A 25,119-nucleotide genomic window follows, 5' to 3' on the forward strand; every position below is an offset into this window, starting at 1 on the left:
AGGCCATCGTGATCTCCGTCAAGTTTCGCAACCAGATAGAATCACAACCTGCTGAATTCACTCAACTCATTTCCGATCAGCCTCTAAGAGGCACCGGAACAACCGTTTCGCCCTATTTCCGCCGCAATGCTTCGTTAAGGAACGTAGAACTGTAACCGGGTGGGGCCGTTGTCAGGAGCATTTCTATGCCTATTTCTTTTCACAAGGGGGCCATGTCCCTTGTTGCGTTCACTTTCGCCATTTGCGGCAATTCCGCTTTGGCACAAACCCAAAACGTGATGATCCTTGATCAGGCGTTTTTTCCCGCCGTGATCTACGTCGTGCCGGGTGACGTTTTGAATTTCACCAACAGTTCCGACCACGCGCGGACGGTGAAAGCGACCGACGGCACCTGGGAATCCGAGGCGTTGAGCCCCGGCAGTTCCTTTACCTATGTGGTTGATACCGCGTCTCCGCTGGCTTTCTCCAGCACGGGTGAAGCTGCGCCAGTGGAAGGCGAAGAGCCCACAGGGCCTGTCACATACGAGGGCACGATCAGCTTTGATGAGCCACCTCTGAGCGAATAGGCCTGTTTGCCACAATCTCGGGGGCGCGATCGCGTGCCTAGATCGGTTCGACCAGCCCGGCCCCCGACGCTTTGTTGGAGTTCACCTTTCGCGACACCCGATGCCACGTCAATGTATCTTCGGCCGCAGCGTTCATGAGCGTTGCGGCCCCTTTGCCGTTTTCACCCAGCCATAACGGCCAATCCGGGGCCTCGATCAAGACCGGCATACGGTGGTGGATTGCGGTCATCGCCTTGTTTGCCTGCGTTGTCAGCACGGCACAGGTGGACAGGCGGTCGCCTTCGGGGCTGGTCCAATCCTGCCAGATGGCTGCCAGTGCCAGCGGCGCGTGATCCTGTCGGGTGATATACCACGGGTCGCGACCGTCTTGGGGGTCTTTGGTCCATTCGTAAAACCCGTTCGCCACAACCAGCCCGCGCCGCCTGCGCACGGCATCGCGAAAAGCGGGCTTGTCCGTGATTGTTTCGGCCCGCGCGTTGATCAGCAAAGGGCCGTCCGTCGGTTTCTTGTACCACGTCGGAATAAATCCCCATCGCATCGCGCCAAGCTTGCGGCCTGTCTGGGGGTCACTGGTGACGATATGCACGGCGTTGGTCGGGCAGACGTTATAGTTCGGCACTTCGGGCAGGTCGTTGGCAGGCGAGGCCGCAAAAAGTTGCGCCATCGCATCCAAAGGAAGCGTCACTGCCATGCGTCCGCACATAAATCCCCCCTCAGGCCAAACAAAGCACCCCATCCCCGACATCGGGGTTGGTTTCCCCCTAAACTTAGGGTCAGGTGTTGGCCAAGTCTATCTGCGCCGTGACCGAAGATTGCCGAAAGGACCACCATGCACCGCCATATCCTTCCGATTGCAGTTTTGTTGCTGGGGTCCGCGTTTTTGCTATTTGCCGGTGGCATCAACGGGCTGATCCTGCCGGTGCGGGGGCAAGCCGAAGGGTTTTCCGCCGTATCGCTTGGCCTGCTCGGGACGGGCTGGGCGATCGGCTATGTGTCGGGGTGCATTTTCACCGCGCGGCTGGTTGCCAGTGTGGGGCATATTCGCGCCTTCGGGGCGATGGCCGCCATTGCCGCAGTCTCGATCCTGGCCAGCGCATTGCTGATTTCGCCAGCCGCCTGGATCATTCTGCGGGCGCTTTGCGGGTTTTGCTTTGCCGGGGCCGCGATGATTGTGGAAAGCTGGCTGACCGAACAAACCAACCCGACCAGCCGGGGCAAAGTCTTTGGCGTCTATACGATGGTCAACCTCGGGGCCACGACGGCGGGCCAGTTGATGTTGACCACGGGCGATCCGAACGGGTTCACCTTTTTCGCCATCGCCGCGATATTCTATTGCCTTGCCTTGGTGCCGACGGCCATCAGTTCGACCAGCACCCCTGCCCCGCTGGTGCATGTAAAACTTGACCTCAAGGCGCTGTGGCGCAATTCGCCCGTTGCGGTGATCGGGGTCCTGTTTGTCGGGGTGTCGAATTCGGCCTTTGGCACTTTGGCGGCGGTTTATGCCGACCGTGTCGGGCTGGTGCTGGCCACCATCGCGCTGTTCACGTCGATCCCCATTCTGGTGGGCGCATTGGCGCAAATCCCTGTGGGCTGGCTGTCGGACAAGATGGACCGCCGCAAGGTGCTGGTTGGCCTGACGGTTCTGGCACTGGCCGCTGACACGGCGTTTTTGGTGCTGGCCCCCGAAAGCCGCGTTTTGAACCTGGTGCTGGCGGGAATTCTGGGCGGGTCGATCTTTGCGATGTATCCGGTGATCGTCGCCCATGCCAATGACCACGCCGCCCCCGGCACCGCGATCCAGATTTCAGGCGGCTTGCTGCTGCTGTACGGGGTTGGCGGCATCATCGGGCCGCTTTTGGCTGGCTGGGCCATGGCCGGGCTTGCAGACCGCGCGCTGTTTATGGTCACGGCGGGCAGTCATGTGGTTGTCATTTTCTACACGCTCTGGCGTATTCTCCAAAGCGAGGCAGTCGCGGTCGAGGACAAGAAAGAGTTTCAGATGGCCGTGGGCGGGCGGGCAAGCACGCCGCAAACCGCCGTCTTTGCCGATGCCGACAACCAGATCGACGCAACGCCGTAAATAAAGTTGGCCCGTAAAGGGCCGGCCCCCAAAAAACCACCCCATAAGAAAAGGCGCGCCATCCTGAAATGACGCGCCTTCATATTGTTTAAGCCGGCTTATTTCAGCGTGATACGGCCATCAAGGTAGGGCGTATATGCGCCGTTTGCCGCTATGTATTCAGCCGTGACGTCAGCCACATCCGGACCGTAATCATAGGCGTTTTCAGCGGTCTTGAACATCGCGTAGCCGTCACCGCCATTGCGCACATAGTTGTTGGACACGACGCCGTACATCTTGGCCGGATCAATCGGTTCGCCCGCAACCATAACGTCGCTGACGCGGCTGCCCACGTCGGCTTTTGCATCAACCGCATAGGTCATGCCCGCGACCTGCGGGAAACGGCCTGCGACTTCCTCGATCTGGCTGACACCGTTTTCAAGTGCCTCGATGACCGTGGCCCCTGAGACCTGAAAGGTCGAAAGCGTATTCTGGAACGGCAGCACCGACAGAACCTCGCCCATGGTGACATCGCCCGCGTCGATCGACGACCGGATACCACCACTGTTCTGGATCGCGATTTGCACACCCTGATCAGCCACGCGGGCCAGCATGGCGTCGGCAATCAGGTTGCCCATCGCACATTCCATCACGCGACAAACCGCACGGTCGCCGTCGATCATCGCAGATGTTTCGGCCACCACCTTGTTGCGGATTTCGTCCAGCGGTTGGGCCAGCTCGGCGATGCGCGCCAAGGTGCCTTCGTCTTCGACAACCGCCGCGTCGATCAACACCGGCTCGCCCGAGGCTTCGGTCACATTGCCTTCGTCATCGAAGGTCACGTTCAGTTCGCCCAGATATTTACCATAAGCATAGGCCTGAACGATGGCGGTGTCCTTGATCATCGTCGGGTACGCCCCTTCGGCGCGTTCGTTGGTGTTGCTGAGCAAGGTGTTCGAATGTCCGCCTACGATCACATCTACGCCCGTCGTGTTTTCGGCGACCATCTGGTCAACCTTATAGCCGGAGTGGCTGAGCACGATGATCTTGTTCACGCCCTGCGCGGTCAGCAGATCGACCTCGCCCTGCACGGCGGTGACGGAATCAGTAAAGATCACATTTTCACCGGGGCTGGCCAGTTCGTCGGTGTCTTCGGCTGTCAGACCGATCAGGCCGATCTTTTCGCCGCCCCGTTCGATCACCGCCGATTTCGCCAGCTTGCCCGCCAGCAACGGTTCAGCCGAGATATCGGCATTCGACATCAGGATCGGGAATTCGAGCGCGGCCATGAAACCGGCAAGCACTTCGGGGCCGTCGTCGAATTCGTGGTTGCCCACGGTCATGCCGTCATAGCCCAGCATGTTCATCATTTCGGCGGCCATCTGGCCCTTGTAATATGTATAGAACAACGACCCTTGGAATTGGTCGCCGCCATCCACCAGAATATGGTTGTTGGTCCGCGCCTTGGCATCCTTGATCGCGTTGACCAGACGGGCGGTGCCGCCAAAACATTTACCTTCGGTGTTATCCTCGGCAGAACAAGGGCCGTCATATTTGCTGATCGGCTCAAAACGGGCGTGGAAATCATTGGTGTGCAGAATGGTCAGGTTGTACTCGGCCTGCGCCATGCCTGCCGTCAGGGCCAGCGCTGCGGTGGCCGTCAGGAATCGTTTCATGGTGGTATCCCCCAGGGTTGAAATTCTGCTGTATCGTGGCCTTGGCTTTTCAATCTGTCAAAGACCATCTGCACCGATTTCCCCCTGCCGCAGGGTCACATGCCAAAACGCCCGCGCGGTTGCACAGGTCTTGACCGTTTGCCGCCGCCAAGGCATCACGGCATCCATGTTGATATACAAAATATTTCGCGCCGACGAATGGCAAGCGTTGCGCAACGCGGGGACAACCCGAGGTGCGCCCATTGATGTGGCCGATGGCTATGTCCATTTTTCAACCGCGACCCAAGCTGCCGAAACCGCCGCGAAACATTTCGCCGGCGAAACCGGTTTGTTTCTGCTTGCCGTCGAAACCGACAGGCTGGGCGATGACATCAAATGGGAAGTCTCGCGCGGCGGTGCCGAATTTCCACATCTTTACCGCGATCTCAAGCTGGACGACGTCACCTGGGCCCAACCTTTGCCGATTGAAAACGGGGCGCATCAATTCCCCGCCGGGTTTGAAAACGAATGACCCAGTACGTCGATCCGGACCGCGCGCAGTTTGACGCCTTCAAGGGGTTGGACCGCGATACGCCTTTGCATATGCTCAACCTTGTGCGGCTGCGCGATGTTGCGGCCTATCCCGCCGGTCACGCGCTTGCGTCAGCCGGGTTGACCGGTGCCGCGGCCTATAAGAATTACGGCGTCGAAAGCGGACCGGTGCTGGCCGATGTTGGCGGCTCCATCGCGTGGCGCGGGCAGTTCGAGACGACATTGATCGGCCCCGCCCATGAGGCATGGGATATCATGTTCATCGCCCACTACCCCAATGCCCATGCGTTTTTGCAGATGATATCTGACCCCCGCTACAAGCTGGCGGTTGTGCACCGTCAGGCTGCTGTCACCACATCGCGGCTGATCCGCACCGGCACCCTGCCCCTAACGGATGAATTTGCATGAAACGTTTCGCTGAACAAATCGGCCTGCGCGCCTTGCGCAAAATCGACCCCGAGGCAGCGCATGGGCTGGCCATCGCGGCCTTGCGGATGGGGCTGGCACCGATGCCGGGCCCTGTGACCTCGCCGCGTCTGAAGACCACCTTGGCGGGGCTGGACCTGCCCAACCCCGTTGGCCTTGCCGCCGGATTTGACAAAAACGCAACGGCAATCGCGCCGCTGTCCAAGGCCGGTTTCGGCTTTATCGAGGTCGGTGCCGCCACGCCCCTGCCCCAACCCGGCAATGACAAACCCCGCCTGTTTCGCTTGACCGAAGACCGCGCCGCGATCAACCGTTTCGGCTTTAACAACGAAGGCATGGACGCGATTTGCGCAAGGCTGCGTGACCGTGCGCCCGGCATTCCGGTTGGTCTGAACCTTGGGGCCAATAAAACCAGCACAGACCGCGCCGCCGATTTCGCGCGCGTGATGGAGGCGGCCCGCGATCACGTGGATTTCGCCACGGTCAATGTATCTTCGCCCAACACCGAAAAACTGCGCGATTTGCAGGGCAAGGCGGCGTTGGCAGCGCTTTTGGCCGGTGTGATGGATGTGCGCGGGTCAACCCCCGTGTTCCTGAAAATCGCCCCCGACCTGACCGAAGCCGAAATTGCCGATGTGGCAGATGTGGCCAATCAAGCGGGCGTGGCGGCGATCATCGCGACCAACACCACGTTGGATCGTGCGGGCCTGCACAGCAAGCACCGTGATGAAATGGGCGGCCTGTCAGGCGCACCGCTGTTTGAGAAATCGACCCGCGTGCTGGCGCGGCTGTCCACCCTGACCGATATCCCGCTGGTGGGTGTCGGCGGCATCGGTTCGGCCCAGGATGCCTATGCCAAGATTTGCGCCGGGGCGTCGGCGGTTCAACTGTACACGGCGCTGGTCTATGGCGGGCTGTCGCTTGCCGGTGATATCGCGCGGGGGCTGGATGAACTGCTGGCACGCGACGGCTTTGCATCCGTGGCCGATGCGGTGGGCACCAAACGCGAGGACTGGCTGTGATCACGATCTGGCACAATCCGCGCTGTTCGAAATCACGCCAGACCTTGGCCCTGATCGAAGCCTCTGGTGCAGAGGTATCCATTCGGCGCTATCTTGAGAACCCGCCCACTCTGGCAGAGCTTGAAGCGGCACAGGCCGCGCTTGGCCTGCGCCCGATCGAGATGATGCGCAGCAGCGAGGGCCGCTTCAAGGAACTTGGGCTGAGCAAGGACAGCGATGAGACGACATTGATGCAGGCGATGGCGGCAAACCCGATCCTGATCGAACGCCCCATGGTGTTTAGAGGCGACCGAGCGATCATCGGGCGTCCACCCGAAGCGGTACACAGTTTGCTGGCCAGGTGAGCCGGAATTTTCCAAAATTCCGAACCGTTTTCTTTGAAAGAAAACGGGCTAGCCCGCGGCCCGCTCGAGCGCCGGATAGCGCAGGCCAAGGGTAATGCCGCGGGCGATAAAGCTGACCAGCAGCGAAATCCACAAACCATGATTGCCAAGCATCGGGACCAAAACCCACGCGCAGGCGCAATAGATTACAAAAGACACCGCCATCATGTTGCGCATGTCCCGCGACCGCGTTGCCCCGATAAAAATACCGTCCAGCATCCATGACGCGCATCCGATCAGCGGGGCGGCGATCATATAGGGCAAGAACACCCGCGCCTCTTCGCGCACCAACGGGGCCGTTGTCATCAGGTCGATAGTCGCGCCACCGCCCAGTGCAAAGCCCACAGTCATCAGCGCACAGGCCAGCAACCCCCATCCGCTGGTCAGCAGCGCCCCGCGCCGCAGGATATCGCGTTGCTTGCCGCCCATCGCCCGCCCGACCAGCGCCTCGGCGGCAAAGGCAAAGCCGTCCAGCGCATAGGCCGTGATCATCAGGAATTGCAGCAACACCTGATTGGCCGCCAGTTTGACATCGCCAAGCCCTGATCCAAGAAACAGAAACGAGACAAAGATCGCCTGCAGCAGCAGGGACCGGATCAGGATATCCCCGTTCACCTTCATCATATTGACCCAGCGTGGGCCATCAAACACCTGTGGCCAGTCGCGCCATGCCGGCACCCCAAAGGCCGCGCGGCAGAACCACAGCCCCAAGGCGGCCCCCGTCCATTCCGCCAGAAACGTCGCAAAGGCCACGCCTTCGACGCCCCATCCCAGCCCCAGCACGAACCACAGATCCAGCAGGATGTTCAGCCCGTTCATCCACACCTGAATGACCAGCACGGCGCGGGTGCGTTCCTGTGCGATCAGCCAGCCGGTGATCGCATAAATCGCAATCGCGGCGGGGGCCGACCAGACGCGGATTTGCATATAGGACCGCGCCAGCCCTTCAACTTCGGCGCTGGCGGGTGACACCTGAAAGGCCCCCCAGAACAGCGGAATTTGCAGCAGCACGATAACCAGCCCCGCCAACCCGCCGATCAGCAGACCGCGTGTCAGCAGTGCTGCCACCTCGGCGTCGTCGCCGTTGCCGGCGGCTTGCGCGGTCAGACCAACCGTGCCCATCCGCAAGAAACCGAAAATCCAGTAGACCGCCGACAGGATGATCGCGCCGATGCCAACAGCCCCGATCGGGGCGGCAAGGCCCATCTGCCCCACAACACCGGTATCCACGGCCCCCAGGATCGGGACCGTTGCGTTGGAAATCACAATCGGGATGGCAATGTTCAGGACGCGGCGGTGGGTCACCACCTCGCGGGCGGACAGCCGGCCTTGGGCCACTGCACGCACTTCGCCCTGCGGGATCGGGTCAGTCACGGCTTTGCGGCATCAGGAAATGCCCGGTGGCCTGCGCAAACAGCTTGGCGCGGTTGTCTTGCCACGCCTCGACATGCACCGAGGCATAGCGCCGCCCCGACCGGTTGATCGTGGCCCGTGCATAGGCATCGCGGGGCAGGCCCGAACGCAGGTAATCGACCGTAAAATCAATCGTCTTGGGCAAGCGGGGCATGTGTTCGCCATCCATCTTTTCCACGTCCAGCACGCCCGATTCCATATCTTCCCACAGAGAGGTCCAGCTCAGGGTAATAATCGACGTCACCTCAAGAAAAGACGCGGTGACCCCACCATGGATTGCCTTGATAAGCGGATTGCCGATCAATTTCTCGGAAAACGGCAGGATCGCCGTCAGTTCGTCGCCGCGGCGTTCGAATTCGATCCCCAGAAACTTGATATAGGGCACGCCGCCGACCAATGCGTTCAGCGCACCGTCGCGCCGTTTCTTGATGACCTGAACGGCCTCCGGCTTCTGGCGACCGCTCATCTTTTACCCTCCACTACAAAACTGCCTGTGGCTGTTGCCACCGGGCTGCCGTCTTCTTCGTCCCGGGCGGTGGCGCGCACAAATGCGACCGACCGCGTGACGTGATAACATTCCGCCCGCGCCGTAATGGTCTGGCCCGGTTTGGCAGCCCGCAAATATTCAATGCGCAGGTCGATCGTGGCGGTGCCACCGGGGTTGCTGGGGTGGCTCATCACGGCCGCACCGCAACATGTGTCCATCAAGGCCGACACCGCGCCACCATGGATCACACCGGTGCGCGGGTCGCCCACAAGTTTGGAATCATACGGCATCGAGATAACCGCAACACCACCATCCAGATCCTCCAGCGACATGTTCAGTGCCTCGCTGAACGGCAAAGCCGAGATGAACTGGCGCGCGATCCGCAGTTTGTCTGACATTTGTCAGCCCCTTTTCATAAACCTTCCCCACATATCAACCATCCACGTCGCCAAGAGCAACCCCGCCTGTTGCGCTTGGACAATCTTGCGCTTAGTTTCCCGATCTGAGGAGATAGCGATGCCCGATAAACGCCTGAGCTTTAAGGAAATGTGCGCCGAGTTTGATGTAACACCGCGCACCTTGCGGTATTACGAATATATCGAATTGTTGAATCCAGAGCGCAATGGCCGCTCCCGCAGCTATGGGGCCCGCGAAATCGCGCGCATGAAATTGATCATGCGGGGGCGCAAGTTCGGCTATTCCCTCGAAGGGATCCGCCAGTGGTTGCTGATCTATGAAAAAGAGGGCACCGAAGCGCAAATGCGTGCCTGGGTCATCAGCGCGGATCGCCAGTTGCTGGAACTGGCGGAACAGCGTGCCCAGTTGAACGATGCGATGGACGAGCTTCAACGCCTGCGCGACGATACGGCTGATGCATTGAAAAACATGTAATCGACAAGGCCGCGTGCCAGTCGATGGATGCCACGGCAACAGTGCCTGCGGCATCTAAAACCCGTGCCCAAGGCGCCTGATCCCTGCCCCATGAACAGCGCCATTCCGCCGTTTTTCCGCATGCGGTTCCCCGTTTTCACGTCTTACACACAAGTTTACCTAGATTTACCGTACGTAAAGCTAAAAGTGACGTGACGTCTCACTACGTCAACACAATCATCTGTTGTAAAGCGGCGCGAAAGCCCCCAACTCGATCTCAAATACCTTCTGATGCAAGAGTGGACCCAAGAGATGAACACCACCACAATGACCATCCGCGAGATGTGCGACACATTTGATGTGACCCCGCGGACCCTGCGCTTTTACGAAGCAAAAGAACTGCTGTTCCCGGAACGTCAGGGCCAGAAACGCCTGTTCACCAAGCGCGACCGCGCGCGGTTGAAACTGATCATCCGCGGGAAACGCTTTGGCTTCAGTCTCGAAGAAATCCGCCAGTTGCTGGACCTGTATCACATGGGCGACCAGCAACAGACACAGCTTGCTCGTACCTATGAAATCGCCCGCGACCGCCTTGCCGATCTGGAAGCGCAACGCGAGGAAATGGACCAGGCGATCGACGATTTGCGCAACCAGCTGAAATGGGGGGAAAAGATGATCGCCTCCATGAACAACCCGCGCAAAGCAGCAGAATAAACACCTTTTTCAACAGATACGCGACCATCCGCCCAAGGGAGACATCACCATGCCGAGCTACACAGCCCCCATCAAAGACATGCAATTCGTTCTGCACAATGTGCTGAATGTGACCGGGTCCACCATCCCCGGCTATGACGAACTCGAGCCCGATTTCACCTCCGCCATTCTCGAGGAAGCAGGCAAGCTGACCTCCGAAGTTCTGGCCCCGCTGAACGCTGTTGGCGACAAGGAAGGCTGCCGTCTGGAAAATGGCGTTATCTATACGCCAACCGGTTTCAAGGACGCCTTCGGCAAGGTCAAAGAAGGCGGCTGGCCCGGCCTGGACATGCCCGAACAATATGGCGGCCAGAACATGCCCTATGTCATCGGCACCGCCGTGGGCGAGATGTTCTCGGCCTCCAACCAGGCGTTCACAATGTATCAGGGCCTGACCCACGGTGCTGCCTCTGCGATTTTGGCCCACGGGTCGGATGCACAAAAAGACACCTACCTGCCCAACATGGTCTCTTGCGAATGGACCGGCACCATGAACCTGACCGAACCCCATTGCGGTACCGATCTGGGCCTGATGCGCACCAAAGCGGCCCCGCAAGCAGACGGCAGCTATAAGATCACCGGTCAGAAAATCTTTATCTCGTCGGGCGACCACGACATGGCCGACAACATCATCCACCTTGTTCTGGCCAAAATCGAAGGCGGCCCCGAAGGCATCAAAGGTGTGTCGCTGTTCATCGTGCCCAAGGTCATGGTCAACGAAGACGGCTCCCTTGGCGCGCGCAACAGCCTCTCGGTCGGCTCCATCGAAGAGAAAATGGGCATCCACGGCAACTCCACCTGCGTGATGAACTATGACGGTGCCGTTGGCTATCTGCTGGGCGACGCACATAAAGGCATGCGCGCCATGTTCACCATGATGAACGAAGCCCGCGTTGGCGTTGGCATGCAGGGTCTGGCCCAAGCCGATGTGGCCTATCAAAACGCGCTGATCTACGCCAAGGACCGCCTGCAAGGGCGCGCCGTGACAGGTACCGAAAACCCCAATGGCCCGGCCGATCCGCTGATCGTACACCCCGATATCCGCCGCAGCCTGATGGACCAGAAATCCTTTATCGAAGGCGCGCGCGCATTCATCCTTTGGGGTGCAAACCTGATCGACGCCGCGCACCGCTCAAATGACAAAGACGCCGACGGCCTTGTGTCGCTGATGACGCCCGTGATCAAAGGCTTCCTGACCGATGTGGGCTATGACATGACCGTCAAGGCACAACAGGTTTACGGCGGCCACGGCTATATCGAAGAATGGGGCATGTCCCAGTTCACCCGCGATGCCCGCATTGCGATGATCTATGAAGGGGCCAACGGCGTGCAAGCGCTTGACCTCGTGGGGCGCAAACTGGCGCAAGACGGCGGCAAACACGTGATGGCGTTCTTTGACCTGCTCAAGACCTTCATCAAGGAAAACGCCGGCCAGGATGCCGAATTCGACGCCACCTACCTCGAGCCCCTCAAGGCCGCCAGCAAGGATCTGCAAGCGGCGGGCATGTATTTCATGCAAAACGGCATGAAAAACCCCAACAACGCCCTGGCTGGGTCGACCGACTTCATGCACATGTTCGGCCATGTTTGCCTGGGCTATATGTGGGCGAAAATGGGTCTGGCCGCAAAGAAAGCAATTGCAGAAGGCACAGGCGATACGGCATTCTACGAGACCAAACTGGCGACCGGACGCTATTACATGGCACGTCAATTGCCCGCCACCGCGCTGCACCTGACCCGCATCCAGACCGGCGCGGATACGGTGATGGCGCTGGACGCCGCAAACTTCTAAGCTGGCAGAGGTGGGGAGCCCCCCACCTCACGCTTCTCGAAAGGTTTCCGATGCCCAAACGCTTCCGCCTCACCCGCCGCTTCCCCGTTGCCATGACCGAAGACGGCTACAGACGGCTCAAGAAATTTTCAGCCGAGGCTGGTTTGGACGAAGGGGAAGCGCTGTCTTTTCTATTCGAAAACTTCAACAGCGTGATGAACGAAGAAAACCTGACAGCGCGCCTGCGGCTTTTCAATGCCGAAATCGATGATCGCAAAAAATAACCGGGTAAGGATGAAAGCGGCCCTTCGGGGAGAGTTTATTTGGCAAAATGAAACGGGCGGCAAGGCCCTGCCTCCCCCTTGGCCAAACCACGAAAGAGACAGGGTTTCACTTTGCACGCCGCTCAGCTCTCCAGCCTGCTGCGCATCAGTTTGATAAAAGAGAGACACTAACAAGACCTTAAAAATGAAACATTTTGATTTCATTTTGCCAGATAAACTCCACGGGGGTGTGGGGGTGTGAAACCCCCACGTCGACGAGAGAAAAAGAATAGTGACCTTAGGGAGGTTCATCACATGACCATCAAATTGCATTGCTTCGGCGAAAGCGGAAACGCCTATAAAGCAGCCCTCGCGCTGGAATTATCGGGCCTTGCCTGGGAGCCCGTCAAAGTAGACTTCTTTGGCGGCGAAACGCGCACAGCGGATTTTCGCAGCACCACAAACGTGATGGGCGAGGCCCCGGTCATGATCGACGGCGATGTTACGCTGACGCAATCCGGCGTGATCCAGGATTACATATCTGAAAAATCCGGCAAGTTCGGCGGCAAGGATTCAACGGAACGTCGCGAGATTTTGCGGTGGGTTTTGTGGGACAACCACAAGCTCAGCTCCAACGCCGGGATGACGCGATTTTTGATGAATTTTCTGCCCGAGGACAAGCAGCCAAAGGAAGTCATCGGCTTTATGCAGGGGCGTCTTGCGGCGGCTTATGCGGTGTTGAATGATCACCTGAACGGCCGCGACTGGATCGTGGGCGACGGGATCACCAACGCCGATCTGAGCTGTTGCGGCTATCTGTATTACCCCGAGCCCTTCGGTTTTAACCGCAAGGACTGGCCCCATATCGATGCGTGGCTCACGCGTCTGAGCGAAACACCGGGCTGGAAAGCCCCCTATGACCTGATGCCCGGCAGCCCAGCTGACCGTATTTGACTGTAAGGGAGCGGCACAATGTGGAAGCTGATCATTTTCGTTGTCACAGGCATGCCCACATCCGAGCTTCATGGCGTGGAAGACTTGATCTTCTTTCAGAAAGCAGAATGCGAGGCAGCAGCGTTGGAAATAGCAGCGCTCGCCCCGGAACCACAACTCAGCATCCGAACCGCCTGTATTAAAGGTTTGTTCTACACTTCGAACGGAGACTAAGCATGACCGAAGCATATATCTACGATGCCTTGCGCACCCCGCGCGGCAAGGGCCGCAAAGACGGCGCGCTGCACGAATTGACATCGTTGCGCCTGTCCGCGCTCACGCTGAACGCGCTCAAGGAACGCAACAACCTTGAGGGCCACGCGGTCGAGGATGTGATCTGGGGCAACGTGACTCAGGTTATGGAACAGGGCGGCTGCCTTGCGCGCTCTGCCGTGTTGGCGTCCGATCTGGATGAACGCATTCCGGGCCTTGCGATCAACCGTTTCTGTGCCTCGGGGATGGAGGCCGTCAATCTGGCCGCCAACCAGGTCAAAGGCGGTGCGGGCATGGCCTATATCGCGGGTGGTGTCGAGATGATGGGCCGCGTGCCCATGGGCAGCGATGGGGCCGCGATTGCCGTTGATCCGACACTGGCGATGGAAAAATACTTTGTCCCGCAGGGTATTTCGGCGGACATCATTGCCACCGAATACGGTTTTACCCGTGAAGAGGCCGACCAGCTGGCCGTCAAATCCCAGCAGCGCGCGAAAATGGCTTGGGACGAGGGCCGCTTTGCCAAATCCGTCATCGACATCAAGGACCAGAACGGTTTGTCGATCCTGAGCCATGACGAATACATGCGCCCCCAGACCGACATGCAATCGCTTGGGTCACTGAACCCGGCGTTCCAGCAGATGGGCGAAGTCATGCCCGGTTTCGACAAGGTCGCGTTGATGAAGTACCCGCATCTTGAGAAAATCAACCACATCCACCACGCGGGCAATTCATCCGGTATCGTCGACGGTGCGGCGGCTGTGCTGATTGGCAACAAGGAATTCGGCGAGAAATACGGCCTGAAACCCCGCGCCCGTATCCGTGCCACAGCCAAGATCGGTACCGATCCGACGATCATGCTGACCGGCCCTGTGCCCGTGACCGAGAAAATTCTGGCCGACAACGGCATGAAGATCGGCGACATCGACCTGTTCGAAGTCAACGAAGCTTTTGCCGCCGTGGTCATGCGTTTCATGCAGGCGTTTGATGTCGACGACAGCAAGGTCAACGTCAACGGCGGGTCCATCGCGATGGGTCACCCTTTGGGTGCGACAGGTGCCATGATCATCGGCACGCTGCTGGACGAGCTTGAGCGCTCCGACAAGGAAGTCGGCATGGCCACGCTTTGCATTGCATCCGGCATGGGTGCCGCCACAATAATCGAGCGTGTATAATGAGCGATCAACCACATCCCTTTCTTGCCATCGCCGAACTGGCCCCGAAAAAGGGCTTGAAGGATCTGAAGGTCAAAGTCGAACGGGGCGGTGCATATGTGCGCTTGTACCAAGATGAGCCGCCATTGTTCTTCAAGCACCGCAATGATCCAAGCGACAGTTTCGACCGCGAGAGTTTCAATAACTTCAAGCGGATCCTGCTGAGCGAGGAAGATTGCCAGGATGGCCCGAAAGCCACGATCGAATTGATCCGGTCGCTGCTTGAGAAATTCGCTGATTACACACCTCAGCGCTCCTAACACACTCCAATTCAGGGAGAGATAAATGACCGATTTCACAATGAAGACAGACGCCGACGGCGTCGCCATCATCATCTGGGACGTCCCCGGTAAATCCATGAACGTCATGTCGATTGAAGGGTTGTCCGAACTGGACGCCATCATCGACACCGTTTTGTCCGACGACAGCATCAAGGGTGCGGTGATCACATCCGGTAAGGACGGGTCGTTCGCGGGCGGGATGGACCTGAACCTGCTGGCCAAAATGCGCGAAGATGCGGGTGACGATCCTGCCAAGGGTCTGTTCGAGGGCACGATGCAAATGCACGCCTTGCTGCGCAAGATCGAACGCGCCGGCATGGATGCCAAGACCAACAAGGGCGGCAAGCCGATTGCCGCTGCCCTGCCCGGCACGGCGGCTGGTATCGGGCTGGAACTGCCACTGGCCACGCACCGCATTTTCGTTGCCGACAACCCCAAGGCGCGTATCGGCCTGCCCGAAATTCTGGTCGGGATTTTCCCCGGCGCTGGCGGTACGACCCGTCTGACGCGCAAGCTGGGCGCGATGGGGGCGTCGCCTTTCCTGCTTGAGGGCAAGATGGTTGCCCCGGCGGCCGCGAAATCTGCGGGCCTGATTGACGAGGTTGTCGCCGATCCGGTCGCTGCCGCGAAAGACTGGGTACTAAACGCCAAGGATGCGGATATTTTGAAGCCTTGGGATGCCAAAGGGTACAAGATGCCCGGCGGCACGCCTTACCACCCTGCCGGTTTCATGACCTTTGTCGGGGCCAATGCGATGGTCAACGGCAAGACCCAAGGGGCCTTCCCTGCCGCCAAGGCCTTGCTAAGTGCCGTGTATGAAGGGGCGTTGGTGCCTTTCGATACCGCCCTCAAGATCGAGGCGCGCTGGTTCACCAACATCCTGATGAACCCGTCGTCATCTGCCATGATCCAGTCACTGTTCCTGAACAAGGAAGCGCTGGAAAAAGGTGCCGTGCGTCCCGAAGGCGTGCCAGACCAGCGCGTCAAAAAGCTGGGCGTTCTGGGCGCGGGCATGATGGGCGCGGGCATCACGCTGGTGTCGGTTCAGGCCGGTATCGAAGTCGTGCTGATCGACCAGACGCAAGAAGCTGCGGACAAGGGCAAAGCCTATTCCGCGACCTTCTTTGACAAGGGCATTGCACGTCGCAAATCCACCGAAGAGAAAAAGCAGGCCGCGTTGAACCTGATCACCGCGACCACCGATCTGGACGCGCTGAAAGACTGCGATCTGATCATCGAAGCGGTGTTCGAAGACCCCGCCGTCAAGGCCGAGATGACCAAGAAGGTCGAAGCGGTGATCCCTGCGGATTGCATCTTTGCCTCCAACACCTCGACCCTGCCGATCACGGGCTTGGCCAAGGCATCGTCGCGCCCCGATCAGTTCATCGGCATCCACTTCTTTTCGCCCGTCGAAAAAATGCTGTTGGTCGAGATCATCAAGGGCAAGGAAACCGGCGACCGTGCGGTTGCGAAATCGCTGGATTACGTGCGCCAGATCCGCAAGACGCCGATCGTGGTCAACGACGCGCGGTTCTTCTATGCCAACCGCTGCATCATCCCTTATGCCAACGAAGGCGCGCGGATGATCACCGAAGGCGTGGCCCCGCAACTGGTCGATCACGCCGCACAATTGCTGGGTTTCCCCGTTGGGCCTGTGCAACTGACCGACGAGACATCCATTGATCTGGGGGCCAAGATCGCCCGCGCGACCAAGGCCGCGATGGGCAATGCCTATCCTGCGTCGCAAGCGGACGATCTGATTTTCTGGATGGAGGATCTGGGTCGTCTGGGCCGCAAGGCCAATGCCGGTTTCTTTGACTATGACGAAAAAGGCAAACGTCTGGGCTATTGGAAGGGGATGCACGACAAGTTCCCGCTGGCCGAAACCCAGCCCGACCTGCGCGATGTGCAGGACCGTCTGATGTTCTCGCAGGTGCTTGAAGCTGTGCGTGCATTGGAAGAAGGCGTGCTGGAAGACATCCGCGAAGGCGATGTGGGCGCGATCCTGGGGTGGGGCTTTGCGCCTTGGTCCGGTGGCCCGTTCAGCTGGCTTGATATCATCGGCGCACCCTATGCCGCTGAACGCTGCGACCAGTTGCAAGCAAAGTTCGGCGATCGTTTCGAATGCCCTGCCCTGTTGCGTGAAATGGCCGACAAGGGACAGACGTTCTATGGCCGCTTCGGGCCGGATGCCAAAGCCGCCTGATCAGGCGTCACATCTTGCACACGCAAACGGCCAGCAGGAAACTGCTGGCCGATTTCTGTTTGACCCGTTGAATGACATGCCGGACCTGCACAGGTCGCTTTGGCGGCAGCGGGTTCTTCAAACGCAAAAAAGGGGCTGCACCGGGCAGTCCCATTTTCATTCCGGCCGTCGAAATCTTTCGCGTTCTGTCATGTTCCGATAGACGCGGGATTACAGGCGCGGGATCACAGCCCGTGTTGCATCTGCGGAAAGCCGTGGTCGCCCCGGTCTTCCAGTTCCATCACGAAACATTCAACCAGACGCGAGGCCTCTGTTTGGCTCAACACTTCGTAGGTTGACTGGCTGCCATCCAAAAGACGGTCCAAGGTCGTGGTATAGGACAGGCACAAGATCAACGCGCCACCCTCGGCATAGATCACCTGATCCTCGGCAAAGGATATCGCGATCAGTTCGATCCGGGTGTTTGGCGGCGCGCGGTAGATACCGCGTTCCCCGACCAGCGCATGGGCGTTAACCAGTGCAAACGGATCGCCATGGATATCAGCGGCAGCTTCGCATTCCAGCATCACGCCCTGATCTGGCAAAAGCGTCAGTTTCTCTTTGTTACCCAACGCGTTGGGCGGGATCAGAACAGGCCACAACGCCTTTTCCGTTTCCATCGCATCGAGGCAGATTGTGACGCGGCGGATATCTGTGATTGGCTGCAAGCCGTTGTCAAAGGTCAGGACCATATCGCCCTTGGCCAGCGATTCAACGCCACGCCAGCCCATCGCCGATGCAACCCTTGTGCCTGCAACCAATCCATGTGTCGCGACCTCAAGGCCGCCATTATACGCACCTGACATTTCAGAGGTGCGGTAGTTCATTCGTGGGTCTTTGATCTTCCAACCAAACATTGCTTTCCATCCCCATGGCGCGATGCCTTTATTTTCGGCATATATTTATATGAATGCATATGGCGCGTCAGCCATGTCGAGAGATGGCCAACAAAGGGGCCATTTAGGGGCATTGATGCTCATTTCGCAGCAGTGCCGACCTTGGTGCCGGATTAAGCCTCGGATGGCGGGCAATCAGGCAACTTGTGGTTAGGAACTTTGCGGTTTTTATGACGCGCGACCGAATCCGTACCCGAACCGTGAAATATCGTCCGAACAGATTCGCGCGACGATCTGCGCAAGGTCGTCGGTGTAATATTCCTCATAGGATGCGGCACGATCGGATGCGTTTTCCACGGGCAGTTCCACCCGGAATCCCAGATGGTCAAACAGCGGTTCAGCGTCTTGGGCGAAATGCTCAAGGCGGATAAAAAGATTGGCCCGATCTACCCTCGCACCGTCTTGCAGATAGCTGCCATAAGGCGCGTTCGTCAGGCTGTCTTGCAACGCGGGTGTCACAAGGAAATCCGCGAAACCGGTTTGCTGTGCCAGCCGGACCATCGGATGATCAAAGGACTGGTCGCGCAGCCAATGATAATAGCTGACCACCCGGTCCCAGGGGTTCCGCACCAGCGCGAAACAGAACATTTGGGCAATCTCGTCGCGGGTCACCACCCCTTCGATATCGGCCAGGGTCGAATGTTTCCAAAGCCGCCCAGCTGCCGGGACGTTTTTCATGCGTTTGCGGCGTTTAACTGCCTTGGGCGTGTCGCCCAGCATGATGTCGTCCTTCATCGCCCGCGCTTCAAGCGCCAGCGCCATTGAGGTGCCTCCGGTCTTGGGGATGTGCACAAAGATATAGTTGCGGCCACGGCTGATGATCATTGCCCGACCTCGCTTGCGCTTGCCCGAACGCACCCGGTCAATAGGGTCAGGGCTGGTCTGCGATCTTGCAACGGGGTCAGGGGCACATATTCTTCCTTTGGATGGCAGAGTTTCCACCTTTTAACTTTACGCTACTGGCGCAATACTCAAGCAGAAAAGTTTCGCAATCGGGAGGGTGCGCCATGGGTTGGATGACAAACGAAGACGGGCTCGACAAATGCCGCGCCAATTATGTGCCGCTTAGCCCGCTGTCGCACTTGCAACGCGCGTCGCATGTTTTCCCTGATGTCTTGGCGGTGTCATATGGGGCGCACCGTGTGAGCTATGCCCAATATCACGCACGCTGCACCCGTTTGGCATCTGCGCTGGCAGGCATGGGAGTGGCACCGGGTCAGGTCGTATCGACGCTCTTGCCCAACATCCCCGCCCAAGCCGAAGCGCATTTTGGCGTGCCCGCCTGTGGTGCCGTTTTGAACACCATCAACACGCGGCTGGATGTCGATACCGTCGCCTATATCCTGGACCACGGCGAAGCCAAGGTCGCACTGGTCGACACCCAGTTCATGGATCTGGCCGAAGCGGCCTGCGCCACGCTAGACACGCCCCCCACCCTGATCGAGGTTCCCGATGAAAGCGCCGGTTTCCCAGCGACCGGGCGGCACATGACCTATGATGAACTGCTTGCCAAAGGCGATCCGGCCTTTGAATGGGTCTTGCCGCAGGATGAATGGGAAAGCCTTGCGCTGAACTATACTTCGGGCACCACCGGCCGGCCCAAGGGCGTGGTCTATCACCACCGTGGCGCATATCTGATGACCATGGGCACGGTGGTCAGCTGGCGCATGGTCATGCGTCCGGTGTTTATGCAGATCGTGCCGCTGTTTCATTGCAACGGCTGGAACCATTCGTGGATGATGCCCCTGCTGGGCGGCACCTTGGTGTGCTGCCGCGATATCACGGCCAGTGCCATTTACAACGCCATCGCTGACGAAGGCGTCACCCATTTCGGCGGCGCGCCGATTGTGTTGAACATGATGGTCAATGCATCCGACGCCGAACGCCGCGCCTTTGACCATCAGGTCGAGGTCTTCACCGCAGGCGCGCCCCCCGCCCCTGCAACCCTGTCCAAGATCGAAGCCTTGGGCTTTAACGTGACGCAGGTTTATGGCCTGACCGAAACCTATGGCCATGTAACCGAATGTTTGTGGACCCCGGAATGGGACGCGCTTCAAGGCGCTGATCGTGCCGCCATGAAGGCCCGTCAGGGTGTCGCCATGCCGATGATGGAGGACATCACCGTGCTGGACACCGACATGCGCCAGGTCACCAAAGACGGGGCCACCCAAGGCGAGATCATGATCCGTGGCAATTCGGTGATGAAGGGGTATTACAAGAACCCGCAAGCCACCAAGGAAGCATTCGCAGGCGGCTATTTCCATTCGGGCGATTTGGCGGTCCAGCATTCAAACGGCTATATGCAGATCGCCGACCGCGCCAAAGACATCATCATCTCGGGCGGTGAAAACATCTCGTCGGTCGAGGTCGAAGGCGTGCTGATGGGCCATCCGGATGTGAACCTTGCCGCCGTTGTCGCCAAACCCGATGAAAAATGGGGCGAAGTCCCGTGCGCCTTTGTCGAACTCAAGCCCGGCGTGACCGGGGACGAGGCCGCGATGATCGCCTTTGCCCGCGAAACACTGGCAGGGTTCAAAGCCCCCAAAAAGATCGTTTTCCAAGACCTGCCAAAGACATCGACGGGCAAAATCCAGAAATTTGAACTCAGGAAACTGGCAGCGACCCTTTAGGGGCGTTTGCCCCCTTCCCATCGCAACATCAGGCCCCGACAGCGCGGTCAGACGGCGCTCTCAGCCCAAGCGCTTTTCGTAGCGCCAGACCTCGACCATCATCGGGCCTTCTTCGGTCTCGACCTCATAGGGGATCGTGCCCGCTTGCTCCCAGCCGCATTTCTCGTAAAAGCGGGCTGCGCGGTCATTGCCGACGGAACAGGCCAGCCATTTCAACCCGTGGCCCAACGATGCTTCGGCTTTGTTCAACAGTTCAGTTGCAAGACCGGTCCCCTGAAACTCTTTGGCGACGTAGAACTGGTATATCTCGTCCCGGTCGATCAAAAAGAACCCCGCCATCTTTCCATCCACCCAAGCCACCTGCGTGTGCTTCAGATGCGCCTTCGCGCGGGTCGAAAACTCCTGGGATGTGCGCAGCGCGGCAAGGGCCGCAGGTGCAATCGCAGCGTGTCCTTGAATCCATCCTTCGTGCCACAGCGCTGCAATTTCGGGAATATCGGCAGCGATAGCGGGTTTTACGTCCATAAAGTGAAATCTCCTGCGGGTTTGCACCATGCTGCCCCGAGCCGCCCCATTGCTCAAGTCTTAACAGATGCTAAAGTACCGCGAAACAACTAGGCAGTATATCCCAGCTCATGACGGCCCTATCGAAATACGCGCGGATCGAAGCGACGGGCCTTTGGCGTGCCAAGCCCGAGGATCAACGCCGCGAGGTGATCGTGTCCATCGGGGATGCGACGCTGGTGATTTCCGATATGAAGGATCAGGCCATCGCGCATTGGTCGCTGGCAGCGGTTGCGCGTGCCAATCCGGGCACCCGCCCCGCCGTGTTCCATCCCGACGGCGACCCGTCGGAAACGCTCGAGATCGCCGAAACCGAAGACACGATGATTGATGCCATCGAAACCCTGCGCCGCGCCGTAGAACGCAACCGCCCCCGCCCCGGCCGTTTGCGCCTGATCGGCGTGTTGGGGTCGCTTCTTGCAGTGATCGCGCTGGCGCTGTTCTGGCTGCCGGGTGCCATGCAGGATCACACGCTCAAAGTGGTCCCCATGGTTAAACGCGCCTCGATCGGGGCGGCGTTGCTGCGCCAGATCGAACGGGTATCCGGCAACACCTGTACCAACCCGCGCGGCCGTGCCGCCCTGACCAAGCTTGGCACGCGTTTGTCGGCGGGCCCGCTTGCGGTGCTGCCCGCCATGACCCGCGACAGCATCCACCTGCCCGGCGGGTTGATCGTGCTGAACAAAACCGTCTTCGAGGATTATGAATCCCCCGATGTCGCCGCCGGCTTCATCCTGTCAGAGGTGGTCAAACGGGCGCAAAGCGACCCCCTGCGCGACATGCTGGCCGATGTGGGCATCCGCGAGAACTTCCGTTTGCTGACCACCGGCGAAGTGTCGGATGCCGCGCTCGAAAGCTATGCCGAGAACCTGATGGCCGCCCGACCCACCCCCGCACCGGTCGAGGCCTTGCTGGCCCGCTTTGGCGCGGAAAAGCTGCACAGCACCCCCTATGCCGAAGCCCTTGATATCACGGGGGAAACCACATTGGCGCTGATCGAAGGCGACCCGATGGCAGGCAAGGACACGGCCCCGCTGATCAATGACGCCGACTGGCTGCGGTTGCAAAACATCTGCGGCGGGTAATCGCCGCTGATGCTGGATTTCACCCTGCGCCTTGCCCTGTCGCCCGTCCTTTTGACCCAAGCCATCGGGGTGCGTGCCCGCGCCTTGCAACTGCCCGAGGCCGCAGGCCCCCGCGAAGGGACCATCGGGTCCGGCCCTGAACTGTCGCTGCTTATCCTGGGCGATTCATCTGCGGCGGGTGTCGGTGTCGACCATCAGGATCAGGCGTTGGCAGGGCAACTGGCCGCGCAGCTGTCGCAGGATTTCACCGTGAAATGGCAGCTTGTTGCAAAGACCGGTGCCACGACCGCCAGCACGCTGAAGGCCCTAAAGGATCAGGCCCATGCGCCGGTCGATGTTGTGGTCACGGCCTTGGGCGTAAATGACGTGACCCATGCTGTCCCTTTTGGCCGTTGGCAAAGCCAGCAGCAGGTGTTGCGCAAGCGGATCGACCAGCTGTTTGCGCCGCGGCTTTTGTATATGTCCGGCGTGCCGCCTTTGGGTCTGTTTCCCGTCCTGCCACAGCCCTTGCGCTGGACATTGGGCCGGCAAGCCGCGCGGTTTGATCAGGCCTTGGCCAAATCCTTGCACGGCGAAACCCATCGCCACCATATCCCCTTTGATCTGCCCTTGGACCCTGCGCAGATGGCAATCGACGGCTTTCACCCCGGCCCGCAGATTTATGCGCAATGGGCAAAAGAAATGGCCAGCCGGATCATCACCGACTGGCCAGATATGTCACACCATCGCTAGGGTTTAGCGGATATAGGCATCCCGGTATCCGACGCCGCGCAATTTGCCCAGCGCATGGGGCGCAGACGACGTTGGAAACGGGCCCGCCTGAACGGACAGATATGTCTTGCCGCCGCGGGTCGATTTGCCGATCCGCGCGCCCATGCCCATGCGGGCGATACGCTGTGCGGTCTGCTGTGCATTGGCCGCATTCAGGAATGTCCCGACCTGCACATAGGTGTTGCCCCCGTTCTGGACCTGCGCGCGTTTCTCAGGTGCCGCTGCAACCGGCTTGGCGGCGGAACGGCTGGAATAGGTCGGCTCACGCAGAACCGGCGCACCACCGGGTTTACGCACGATCCGCTTGACCAGTTGCCCGTTGCGCGCAAGCAAGGTGACCTCGCCCATTTCGCGGCGCTGTTGATCAATCGACGTATAAGGATAGATCAACGGCATTTTAGCCGTCACATCCTGACCTGTGGTCTGATTGATCAGACGACGCGGGACGGTGTTGGTCCAGATCAACAGCATCTGGGTCCGGCCAGCCAGGTTCTGTTCGGCCCGTTTGGGGTTCAGCCGGTCATCTTCCCAGACGGATTTGTACCCGTTGGGAACCTGCACGTTATTATATGTATTGATGCGGTTGATTGCGACATGCTTGGGCACAATGCGGGTTGTCGGGGAAACAGCGACCGTCCCTGCCGCCGACGGGTATTGCACGGCACCGCCACGCGTTGTGGTGGCTTGCGCGCCCACGATGCGGTGGGCTTGTGGTCCGCAGCGTACAGGCAGACCCGATCCCCCCGAATAGCGCTGGCTCAGCGCCGATCGTCCGGGGCAGTTGCCACCGGCAAGGGGCGCTGCGGCAGGGACCGTTGCCACGATTGCAGGTGCCACGGCCACAGGGCGCGGGGCCGTTTGCCGCACAACCTGAGGTGCGACCGGCTGGACCCGCCGTGTCTGGGGGACAGGGCGCGGCTGCACAGCCGCAACGCGACGTGTTGATTGTGTGGACGCGTTATCCAGCGTGATCTGAACAGGTGCCGGCCCTTGCGATGCAGGGGATGCCGCCGCAGTGCCGACATTGGTGGGTATGAAGCCGCAGACGCCATCGCGCTTGCGCGACACCCGCGGCACCCATGTGACGTTGCCGTCAATGCCTGCACGGATGAACACACACCCGCTGCTGTCGACGTATTGCTTGCCCTTATAAGACGCGGGCGGGTATTCTTTGGGCTGGTCCCGGAAGGACTGGGCCTGCAAGGCACCGATGCCCACAGACCCCAAGATAACAGCAATCGCGACAATTCTTGTAAACTTCATCTGCGCCCCCAGCACGAAATATCGCTCAAACAATGCGTCATCACCCGTTCAGAGTAAAGCGCCCCTGACACATTCCCGCCACTTTTCAGCCATTATTTTGTCCCATACATCCGGTCGCCCGCATCGCCCAACCCGGGCACGATATATCCCGATTCGTTCAGCTTTTCGTCCACCGCCGCAGTGACGATCGGCACATCAGGATGGGCTTCTTGCATGCGCTTGATCCCTTCGGGTGCCGCCAGCAGGCACAAGAACCTGATATTATTCGCGCCGGTCTCTTTCAGCATGTCGATGGCCGCGACCGAAGAATTGCCGGTTGCCAGCATCGGATCCACAACAATCACCAAACGGTCATCCAATCCTTCGGGCACTTTAAAATAGTATTTGACCGGCTTGAGCGTCTTTTCATCACGGTACAGGCCCACAAAGCCGACCCGCGCCGACGGGATCAACTCAAGCACGCCGTCCAACAGCCCGTTGCCCGCCCGAAGGATCGATATCAAGGCAAGCTTCTTTCCAGCCAGGGTCGGAGCCTCCATCGACTGCATCGGTGTCTCGACACTCTTTGTGGTCATCGGCATGCCACGGGTCACCTCATAGGCCAACAACTGGCTGATTTCGCGCAACAACTGCCGGAACACCGCCGTGGGGGTTTCCTTGTCGCGCATGATGGTCAGCTTGTGCTGTACCAACGGGTGATCAACGACCGTAAGGTTTTCAGATGTATAGGACATAGCGGCACTC

Annotated in this window: 28 protein-coding genes; 18 read left to right on the forward strand and 10 right to left on the reverse strand. The window is 59.3% G+C overall.

What is annotated here, in order from left to right; genetic code table 11:
* Nucleotides 1–185 precede the first annotated feature (185 nt).
* Nucleotides 186–566 carry a hypothetical protein gene (locus HGT1_RS13305; protein ID WP_176250453.1) on the forward strand — a complete coding sequence of 127 codons (381 nt, stop codon included), beginning with the start codon at nt 186–188 and terminating at the stop codon, nt 564–566.
* 37 nt (nt 567–603) lie between these two features.
* On the opposite strand, the gene HGT1_RS13310 is transcribed toward HGT1_RS13305, so the two are convergent.
* Complete coding sequence (locus tag HGT1_RS13310; RefSeq protein ID WP_176250454.1) at nt 604–1,269, reverse strand: SOS response-associated peptidase; 666 nt, start codon at nt 1,267–1,269, stop codon at nt 604–606.
* Between the two features lie 126 nt (nt 1,270–1,395).
* Between HGT1_RS13310 and HGT1_RS13315 the strand changes: the two genes are divergently transcribed.
* Nucleotides 1,396–2,646: an MFS transporter gene (locus HGT1_RS13315; RefSeq protein ID WP_176250455.1), complete on the forward strand. Its 1,251-nt coding sequence runs from the start codon at nt 1,396–1,398 to the stop codon at nt 2,644–2,646.
* Nucleotides 2,647–2,744: 98 nt separating this feature from the next.
* Here HGT1_RS13315 and HGT1_RS13320 read toward each other — a convergent pair whose 3' ends face one another.
* Nucleotides 2,745–4,301, reverse strand: a complete 1,557-nt coding sequence (locus tag HGT1_RS13320; RefSeq protein WP_176250456.1) for a bifunctional UDP-sugar hydrolase/5'-nucleotidase — start codon at nt 4,299–4,301, stop codon at nt 2,745–2,747.
* Nucleotides 4,302–4,467: 166 nt separating this feature from the next.
* Here HGT1_RS13320 and HGT1_RS13325 point away from each other — a divergent pair, with 166 nt between their 5' ends.
* Genes HGT1_RS13325 through arsC form a run of 4 tightly spaced genes read left to right on the forward strand, consistent with a single transcriptional unit; the run spans nt 4,468 to nt 6,624 of the window.
* Nucleotides 4,468–4,812 (forward strand): DUF952 domain-containing protein, encoded by a 345-nt coding sequence (locus HGT1_RS13325; protein ID WP_176250457.1) that lies wholly within the window; start codon nt 4,468–4,470, stop codon nt 4,810–4,812.
* Nucleotides 4,809–5,240 (forward strand): DUF1330 domain-containing protein, encoded by a 432-nt coding sequence (locus HGT1_RS13330; protein ID WP_176250458.1) that lies wholly within the window; start codon nt 4,809–4,811, stop codon nt 5,238–5,240. The genes HGT1_RS13325 and HGT1_RS13330 overlap by 4 nt, the downstream gene beginning before the upstream one ends.
* A complete protein-coding gene (locus tag HGT1_RS13335) occupies nt 5,237–6,280 on the forward strand; it encodes a quinone-dependent dihydroorotate dehydrogenase (protein ID WP_176250459.1) in 1,044 nt (347 codons plus the stop codon). The genes HGT1_RS13330 and HGT1_RS13335 overlap by 4 nt, the downstream gene beginning before the upstream one ends.
* Nucleotides 6,277–6,624 (forward strand): arsenate reductase (glutaredoxin), encoded by a 348-nt coding sequence (gene arsC / locus HGT1_RS13340; protein WP_176250460.1) that lies wholly within the window; start codon nt 6,277–6,279, stop codon nt 6,622–6,624. Before HGT1_RS13335 ends, arsC begins: the two co-directional genes overlap by 4 nt.
* 48 nt (nt 6,625–6,672) lie before the next feature.
* Here the strand turns inward: arsC and HGT1_RS13345 are convergent, their stop codons facing one another.
* The 3 genes from HGT1_RS13345 to HGT1_RS13355 are packed head-to-tail and all read right to left on the reverse strand — an operon-like array spanning nt 6,673 to nt 8,961.
* Nucleotides 6,673–8,037 (reverse strand): MATE family efflux transporter, encoded by a 1,365-nt coding sequence (locus HGT1_RS13345; RefSeq protein ID WP_176250461.1) that lies wholly within the window; start codon nt 8,035–8,037, stop codon nt 6,673–6,675.
* Entirely contained in the window at nt 8,030–8,542 is a 513-nt protein-coding gene (locus HGT1_RS13350; RefSeq protein ID WP_176250462.1) for a PaaI family thioesterase, read from the reverse strand. The genes HGT1_RS13345 and HGT1_RS13350 overlap by 8 nt, the downstream gene beginning before the upstream one ends.
* Nucleotides 8,539–8,961, reverse strand: coding sequence for a PaaI family thioesterase (locus HGT1_RS13355; protein ID WP_176250463.1), 423 nt, complete (start codon nt 8,959–8,961; stop codon nt 8,539–8,541). The genes HGT1_RS13350 and HGT1_RS13355 overlap by 4 nt, the downstream gene beginning before the upstream one ends.
* A gap of 118 nt (nt 8,962–9,079) precedes the next feature.
* On the opposite strand from HGT1_RS13355, the gene HGT1_RS13360 reads away from it, so the two are divergent.
* The 9 genes from HGT1_RS13360 to HGT1_RS13400 all read left to right on the forward strand — a co-directional run bounded on the left by HGT1_RS13360 (nt 9,080) and on the right by HGT1_RS13400 (nt 17,127).
* Entirely contained in the window at nt 9,080–9,454 is a 375-nt protein-coding gene (locus HGT1_RS13360; RefSeq protein WP_176250464.1) for a MerR family DNA-binding transcriptional regulator, read from the forward strand.
* Between the two features lie 291 nt (nt 9,455–9,745).
* Nucleotides 9,746–10,147, forward strand: a complete 402-nt coding sequence (locus tag HGT1_RS13365) for a MerR family DNA-binding transcriptional regulator (protein WP_176250465.1) — start codon at nt 9,746–9,748, stop codon at nt 10,145–10,147.
* A gap of 49 nt (nt 10,148–10,196) precedes the next feature.
* Nucleotides 10,197–11,978, forward strand: coding sequence for an acyl-CoA dehydrogenase C-terminal domain-containing protein (locus HGT1_RS13370; RefSeq protein ID WP_176250466.1), 1,782 nt, complete (start codon nt 10,197–10,199; stop codon nt 11,976–11,978).
* A 50-nt stretch (nt 11,979–12,028) separates the two neighbouring features.
* On the forward strand, nt 12,029–12,241 hold the full coding sequence (locus tag HGT1_RS13375) for a hypothetical protein (RefSeq protein WP_176250467.1): 213 nt from the start codon (nt 12,029–12,031) through the stop codon (nt 12,239–12,241).
* Between the two features lie 294 nt (nt 12,242–12,535).
* Complete coding sequence (locus tag HGT1_RS13380) at nt 12,536–13,174, forward strand: glutathione S-transferase family protein (RefSeq protein ID WP_176250468.1); 639 nt, start codon at nt 12,536–12,538, stop codon at nt 13,172–13,174.
* An 18-nt stretch (nt 13,175–13,192) separates the two neighbouring features.
* Nucleotides 13,193–13,387: a hypothetical protein gene (locus tag HGT1_RS13385; protein WP_176250469.1), complete on the forward strand. Its 195-nt coding sequence runs from the start codon at nt 13,193–13,195 to the stop codon at nt 13,385–13,387.
* A gap of 2 nt (nt 13,388–13,389) precedes the next feature.
* The gene (locus tag HGT1_RS13390; protein ID WP_176250470.1) at nt 13,390–14,601 is read left to right on the forward strand and encodes an acetyl-CoA C-acetyltransferase; all 1,212 of its coding nucleotides are present in this window, start codon (nt 13,390–13,392) and stop codon (nt 14,599–14,601) included.
* Nucleotides 14,601–14,900 (forward strand): acetyl-CoA acetyltransferase, encoded by a 300-nt coding sequence (locus tag HGT1_RS13395; protein WP_176250471.1) that lies wholly within the window; start codon nt 14,601–14,603, stop codon nt 14,898–14,900. Before HGT1_RS13390 ends, HGT1_RS13395 begins: the two co-directional genes overlap by 1 nt.
* Before the next feature lie 25 nt (nt 14,901–14,925).
* Nucleotides 14,926–17,127: a 3-hydroxyacyl-CoA dehydrogenase NAD-binding domain-containing protein gene (locus HGT1_RS13400; RefSeq protein WP_176250472.1), complete on the forward strand. Its 2,202-nt coding sequence runs from the start codon at nt 14,926–14,928 to the stop codon at nt 17,125–17,127.
* 224 nt (nt 17,128–17,351) lie between these two features.
* On the opposite strand, the gene HGT1_RS13405 is transcribed toward HGT1_RS13400, so the two are convergent.
* Together HGT1_RS13405 and HGT1_RS13410 are read right to left on the reverse strand one after the other, a co-directional pair.
* Nucleotides 17,352–17,993: a Hint domain-containing protein gene (locus HGT1_RS13405; protein ID WP_176250473.1), complete on the reverse strand. Its 642-nt coding sequence runs from the start codon at nt 17,991–17,993 to the stop codon at nt 17,352–17,354.
* A 237-nt stretch (nt 17,994–18,230) separates the two neighbouring features.
* Nucleotides 18,231–18,887 carry a sulfotransferase family 2 domain-containing protein gene (locus HGT1_RS13410; protein ID WP_176250474.1) on the reverse strand — a complete coding sequence of 219 codons (657 nt, stop codon included), beginning with the start codon at nt 18,885–18,887 and terminating at the stop codon, nt 18,231–18,233.
* Nucleotides 18,888–19,069: 182 nt separating this feature from the next.
* On the opposite strand from HGT1_RS13410, the gene HGT1_RS13415 reads away from it, so the two are divergent.
* Nucleotides 19,070–20,692 carry an AMP-binding protein gene (locus HGT1_RS13415; RefSeq protein WP_176250475.1) on the forward strand — a complete coding sequence of 541 codons (1,623 nt, stop codon included), beginning with the start codon at nt 19,070–19,072 and terminating at the stop codon, nt 20,690–20,692.
* 60 nt (nt 20,693–20,752) lie between these two features.
* Here HGT1_RS13415 and HGT1_RS13420 read toward each other — a convergent pair whose 3' ends face one another.
* On the reverse strand, nt 20,753–21,217 hold the full coding sequence (locus HGT1_RS13420; RefSeq protein WP_176250476.1) for a GNAT family N-acetyltransferase: 465 nt from the start codon (nt 21,215–21,217) through the stop codon (nt 20,753–20,755).
* Between the two features lie 110 nt (nt 21,218–21,327).
* On the opposite strand from HGT1_RS13420, the gene HGT1_RS13425 reads away from it, so the two are divergent.
* Both HGT1_RS13425 and HGT1_RS13430 read left to right on the forward strand, forming a co-directional pair.
* Complete coding sequence (locus tag HGT1_RS13425; protein WP_176250477.1) at nt 21,328–22,341, forward strand: hypothetical protein; 1,014 nt, start codon at nt 21,328–21,330, stop codon at nt 22,339–22,341.
* 9 nt (nt 22,342–22,350) lie between these two features.
* Nucleotides 22,351–23,073: an SGNH/GDSL hydrolase family protein gene (locus HGT1_RS13430; protein WP_176250478.1), complete on the forward strand. Its 723-nt coding sequence runs from the start codon at nt 22,351–22,353 to the stop codon at nt 23,071–23,073.
* Between the two features lie 3 nt (nt 23,074–23,076).
* Here the strand turns inward: HGT1_RS13430 and HGT1_RS13435 are convergent, their stop codons facing one another.
* Nucleotides 23,077–24,375 carry an SPOR domain-containing protein gene (locus HGT1_RS13435; RefSeq protein WP_176250479.1) on the reverse strand — a complete coding sequence of 433 codons (1,299 nt, stop codon included), beginning with the start codon at nt 24,373–24,375 and terminating at the stop codon, nt 23,077–23,079.
* 92 nt (nt 24,376–24,467) lie between these two features.
* Nucleotides 24,468–25,109, reverse strand: coding sequence for a uracil phosphoribosyltransferase (upp, locus tag HGT1_RS13440; protein ID WP_255200206.1), 642 nt, complete (start codon nt 25,107–25,109; stop codon nt 24,468–24,470).
* Nucleotides 25,110–25,119 lie beyond the last annotated feature (10 nt).

The organism is Sulfitobacter sp. HGT1, from assembly GCF_013282155.1.
GTDB lineage: Bacteria > Pseudomonadota > Alphaproteobacteria > Rhodobacterales > Rhodobacteraceae > Sulfitobacter.

Excerpts from the sequence above, each read along its gene's own strand:
- HGT1_RS13305 (WP_176250453.1), top strand. The coding sequence starts at position 186 with ATGCCTATTTCTTTTCACAAGGGGGCCATGTCCCTTGTTGCGTTCACT.
- HGT1_RS13310 (WP_176250454.1), bottom strand. The coding sequence starts at position 1,269 with ATGTGCGGACGCATGGCAGTGACGCTTCCTTTGGATGCGATGGCGCAA.
- HGT1_RS13315 (WP_176250455.1), top strand. The coding sequence starts at position 1,396 with ATGCACCGCCATATCCTTCCGATTGCAGTTTTGTTGCTGGGGTCCGCG.
- HGT1_RS13320 (WP_176250456.1), bottom strand. The coding sequence starts at position 4,301 with ATGAAACGATTCCTGACGGCCACCGCAGCGCTGGCCCTGACGGCAGGC.
- HGT1_RS13325 (WP_176250457.1), top strand. The coding sequence starts at position 4,468 with ATGTTGATATACAAAATATTTCGCGCCGACGAATGGCAAGCGTTGCGC.
- HGT1_RS13330 (WP_176250458.1), top strand. The coding sequence starts at position 4,809 with ATGACCCAGTACGTCGATCCGGACCGCGCGCAGTTTGACGCCTTCAAG.
- HGT1_RS13335 (WP_176250459.1), top strand. The coding sequence starts at position 5,237 with ATGAAACGTTTCGCTGAACAAATCGGCCTGCGCGCCTTGCGCAAAATC.
- HGT1_RS13350 (WP_176250462.1), bottom strand. The coding sequence starts at position 8,542 with ATGAGCGGTCGCCAGAAGCCGGAGGCCGTTCAGGTCATCAAGAAACGG.
- HGT1_RS13355 (WP_176250463.1), bottom strand. The coding sequence starts at position 8,961 with ATGTCAGACAAACTGCGGATCGCGCGCCAGTTCATCTCGGCTTTGCCG.
- HGT1_RS13360 (WP_176250464.1), top strand. The coding sequence starts at position 9,080 with ATGCCCGATAAACGCCTGAGCTTTAAGGAAATGTGCGCCGAGTTTGAT.
- HGT1_RS13365 (WP_176250465.1), top strand. The coding sequence starts at position 9,746 with ATGAACACCACCACAATGACCATCCGCGAGATGTGCGACACATTTGAT.
- HGT1_RS13370 (WP_176250466.1), top strand. The coding sequence starts at position 10,197 with ATGCCGAGCTACACAGCCCCCATCAAAGACATGCAATTCGTTCTGCAC.
- HGT1_RS13375 (WP_176250467.1), top strand. The coding sequence starts at position 12,029 with ATGCCCAAACGCTTCCGCCTCACCCGCCGCTTCCCCGTTGCCATGACC.
- HGT1_RS13380 (WP_176250468.1), top strand. The coding sequence starts at position 12,536 with ATGACCATCAAATTGCATTGCTTCGGCGAAAGCGGAAACGCCTATAAA.
- HGT1_RS13385 (WP_176250469.1), top strand. The coding sequence starts at position 13,193 with ATGTGGAAGCTGATCATTTTCGTTGTCACAGGCATGCCCACATCCGAG.
- HGT1_RS13390 (WP_176250470.1), top strand. The coding sequence starts at position 13,390 with ATGACCGAAGCATATATCTACGATGCCTTGCGCACCCCGCGCGGCAAG.
- HGT1_RS13395 (WP_176250471.1), top strand. The coding sequence starts at position 14,601 with ATGAGCGATCAACCACATCCCTTTCTTGCCATCGCCGAACTGGCCCCG.
- HGT1_RS13400 (WP_176250472.1), top strand. The coding sequence starts at position 14,926 with ATGACCGATTTCACAATGAAGACAGACGCCGACGGCGTCGCCATCATC.
- HGT1_RS13405 (WP_176250473.1), bottom strand. The coding sequence starts at position 17,993 with ATGAACTACCGCACCTCTGAAATGTCAGGTGCGTATAATGGCGGCCTT.
- HGT1_RS13410 (WP_176250474.1), bottom strand. The coding sequence starts at position 18,887 with ATGATCATCAGCCGTGGCCGCAACTATATCTTTGTGCACATCCCCAAG.
- HGT1_RS13415 (WP_176250475.1), top strand. The coding sequence starts at position 19,070 with ATGGGTTGGATGACAAACGAAGACGGGCTCGACAAATGCCGCGCCAAT.
- HGT1_RS13420 (WP_176250476.1), bottom strand. The coding sequence starts at position 21,217 with ATGGACGTAAAACCCGCTATCGCTGCCGATATTCCCGAAATTGCAGCG.
- HGT1_RS13425 (WP_176250477.1), top strand. The coding sequence starts at position 21,328 with ATGACGGCCCTATCGAAATACGCGCGGATCGAAGCGACGGGCCTTTGG.
- HGT1_RS13430 (WP_176250478.1), top strand. The coding sequence starts at position 22,351 with ATGCTGGATTTCACCCTGCGCCTTGCCCTGTCGCCCGTCCTTTTGACC.
- HGT1_RS13435 (WP_176250479.1), bottom strand. The coding sequence starts at position 24,375 with ATGAAGTTTACAAGAATTGTCGCGATTGCTGTTATCTTGGGGTCTGTG.
- upp (WP_255200206.1), bottom strand. The coding sequence starts at position 25,109 with ATGTCCTATACATCTGAAAACCTTACGGTCGTTGATCACCCGTTGGTA.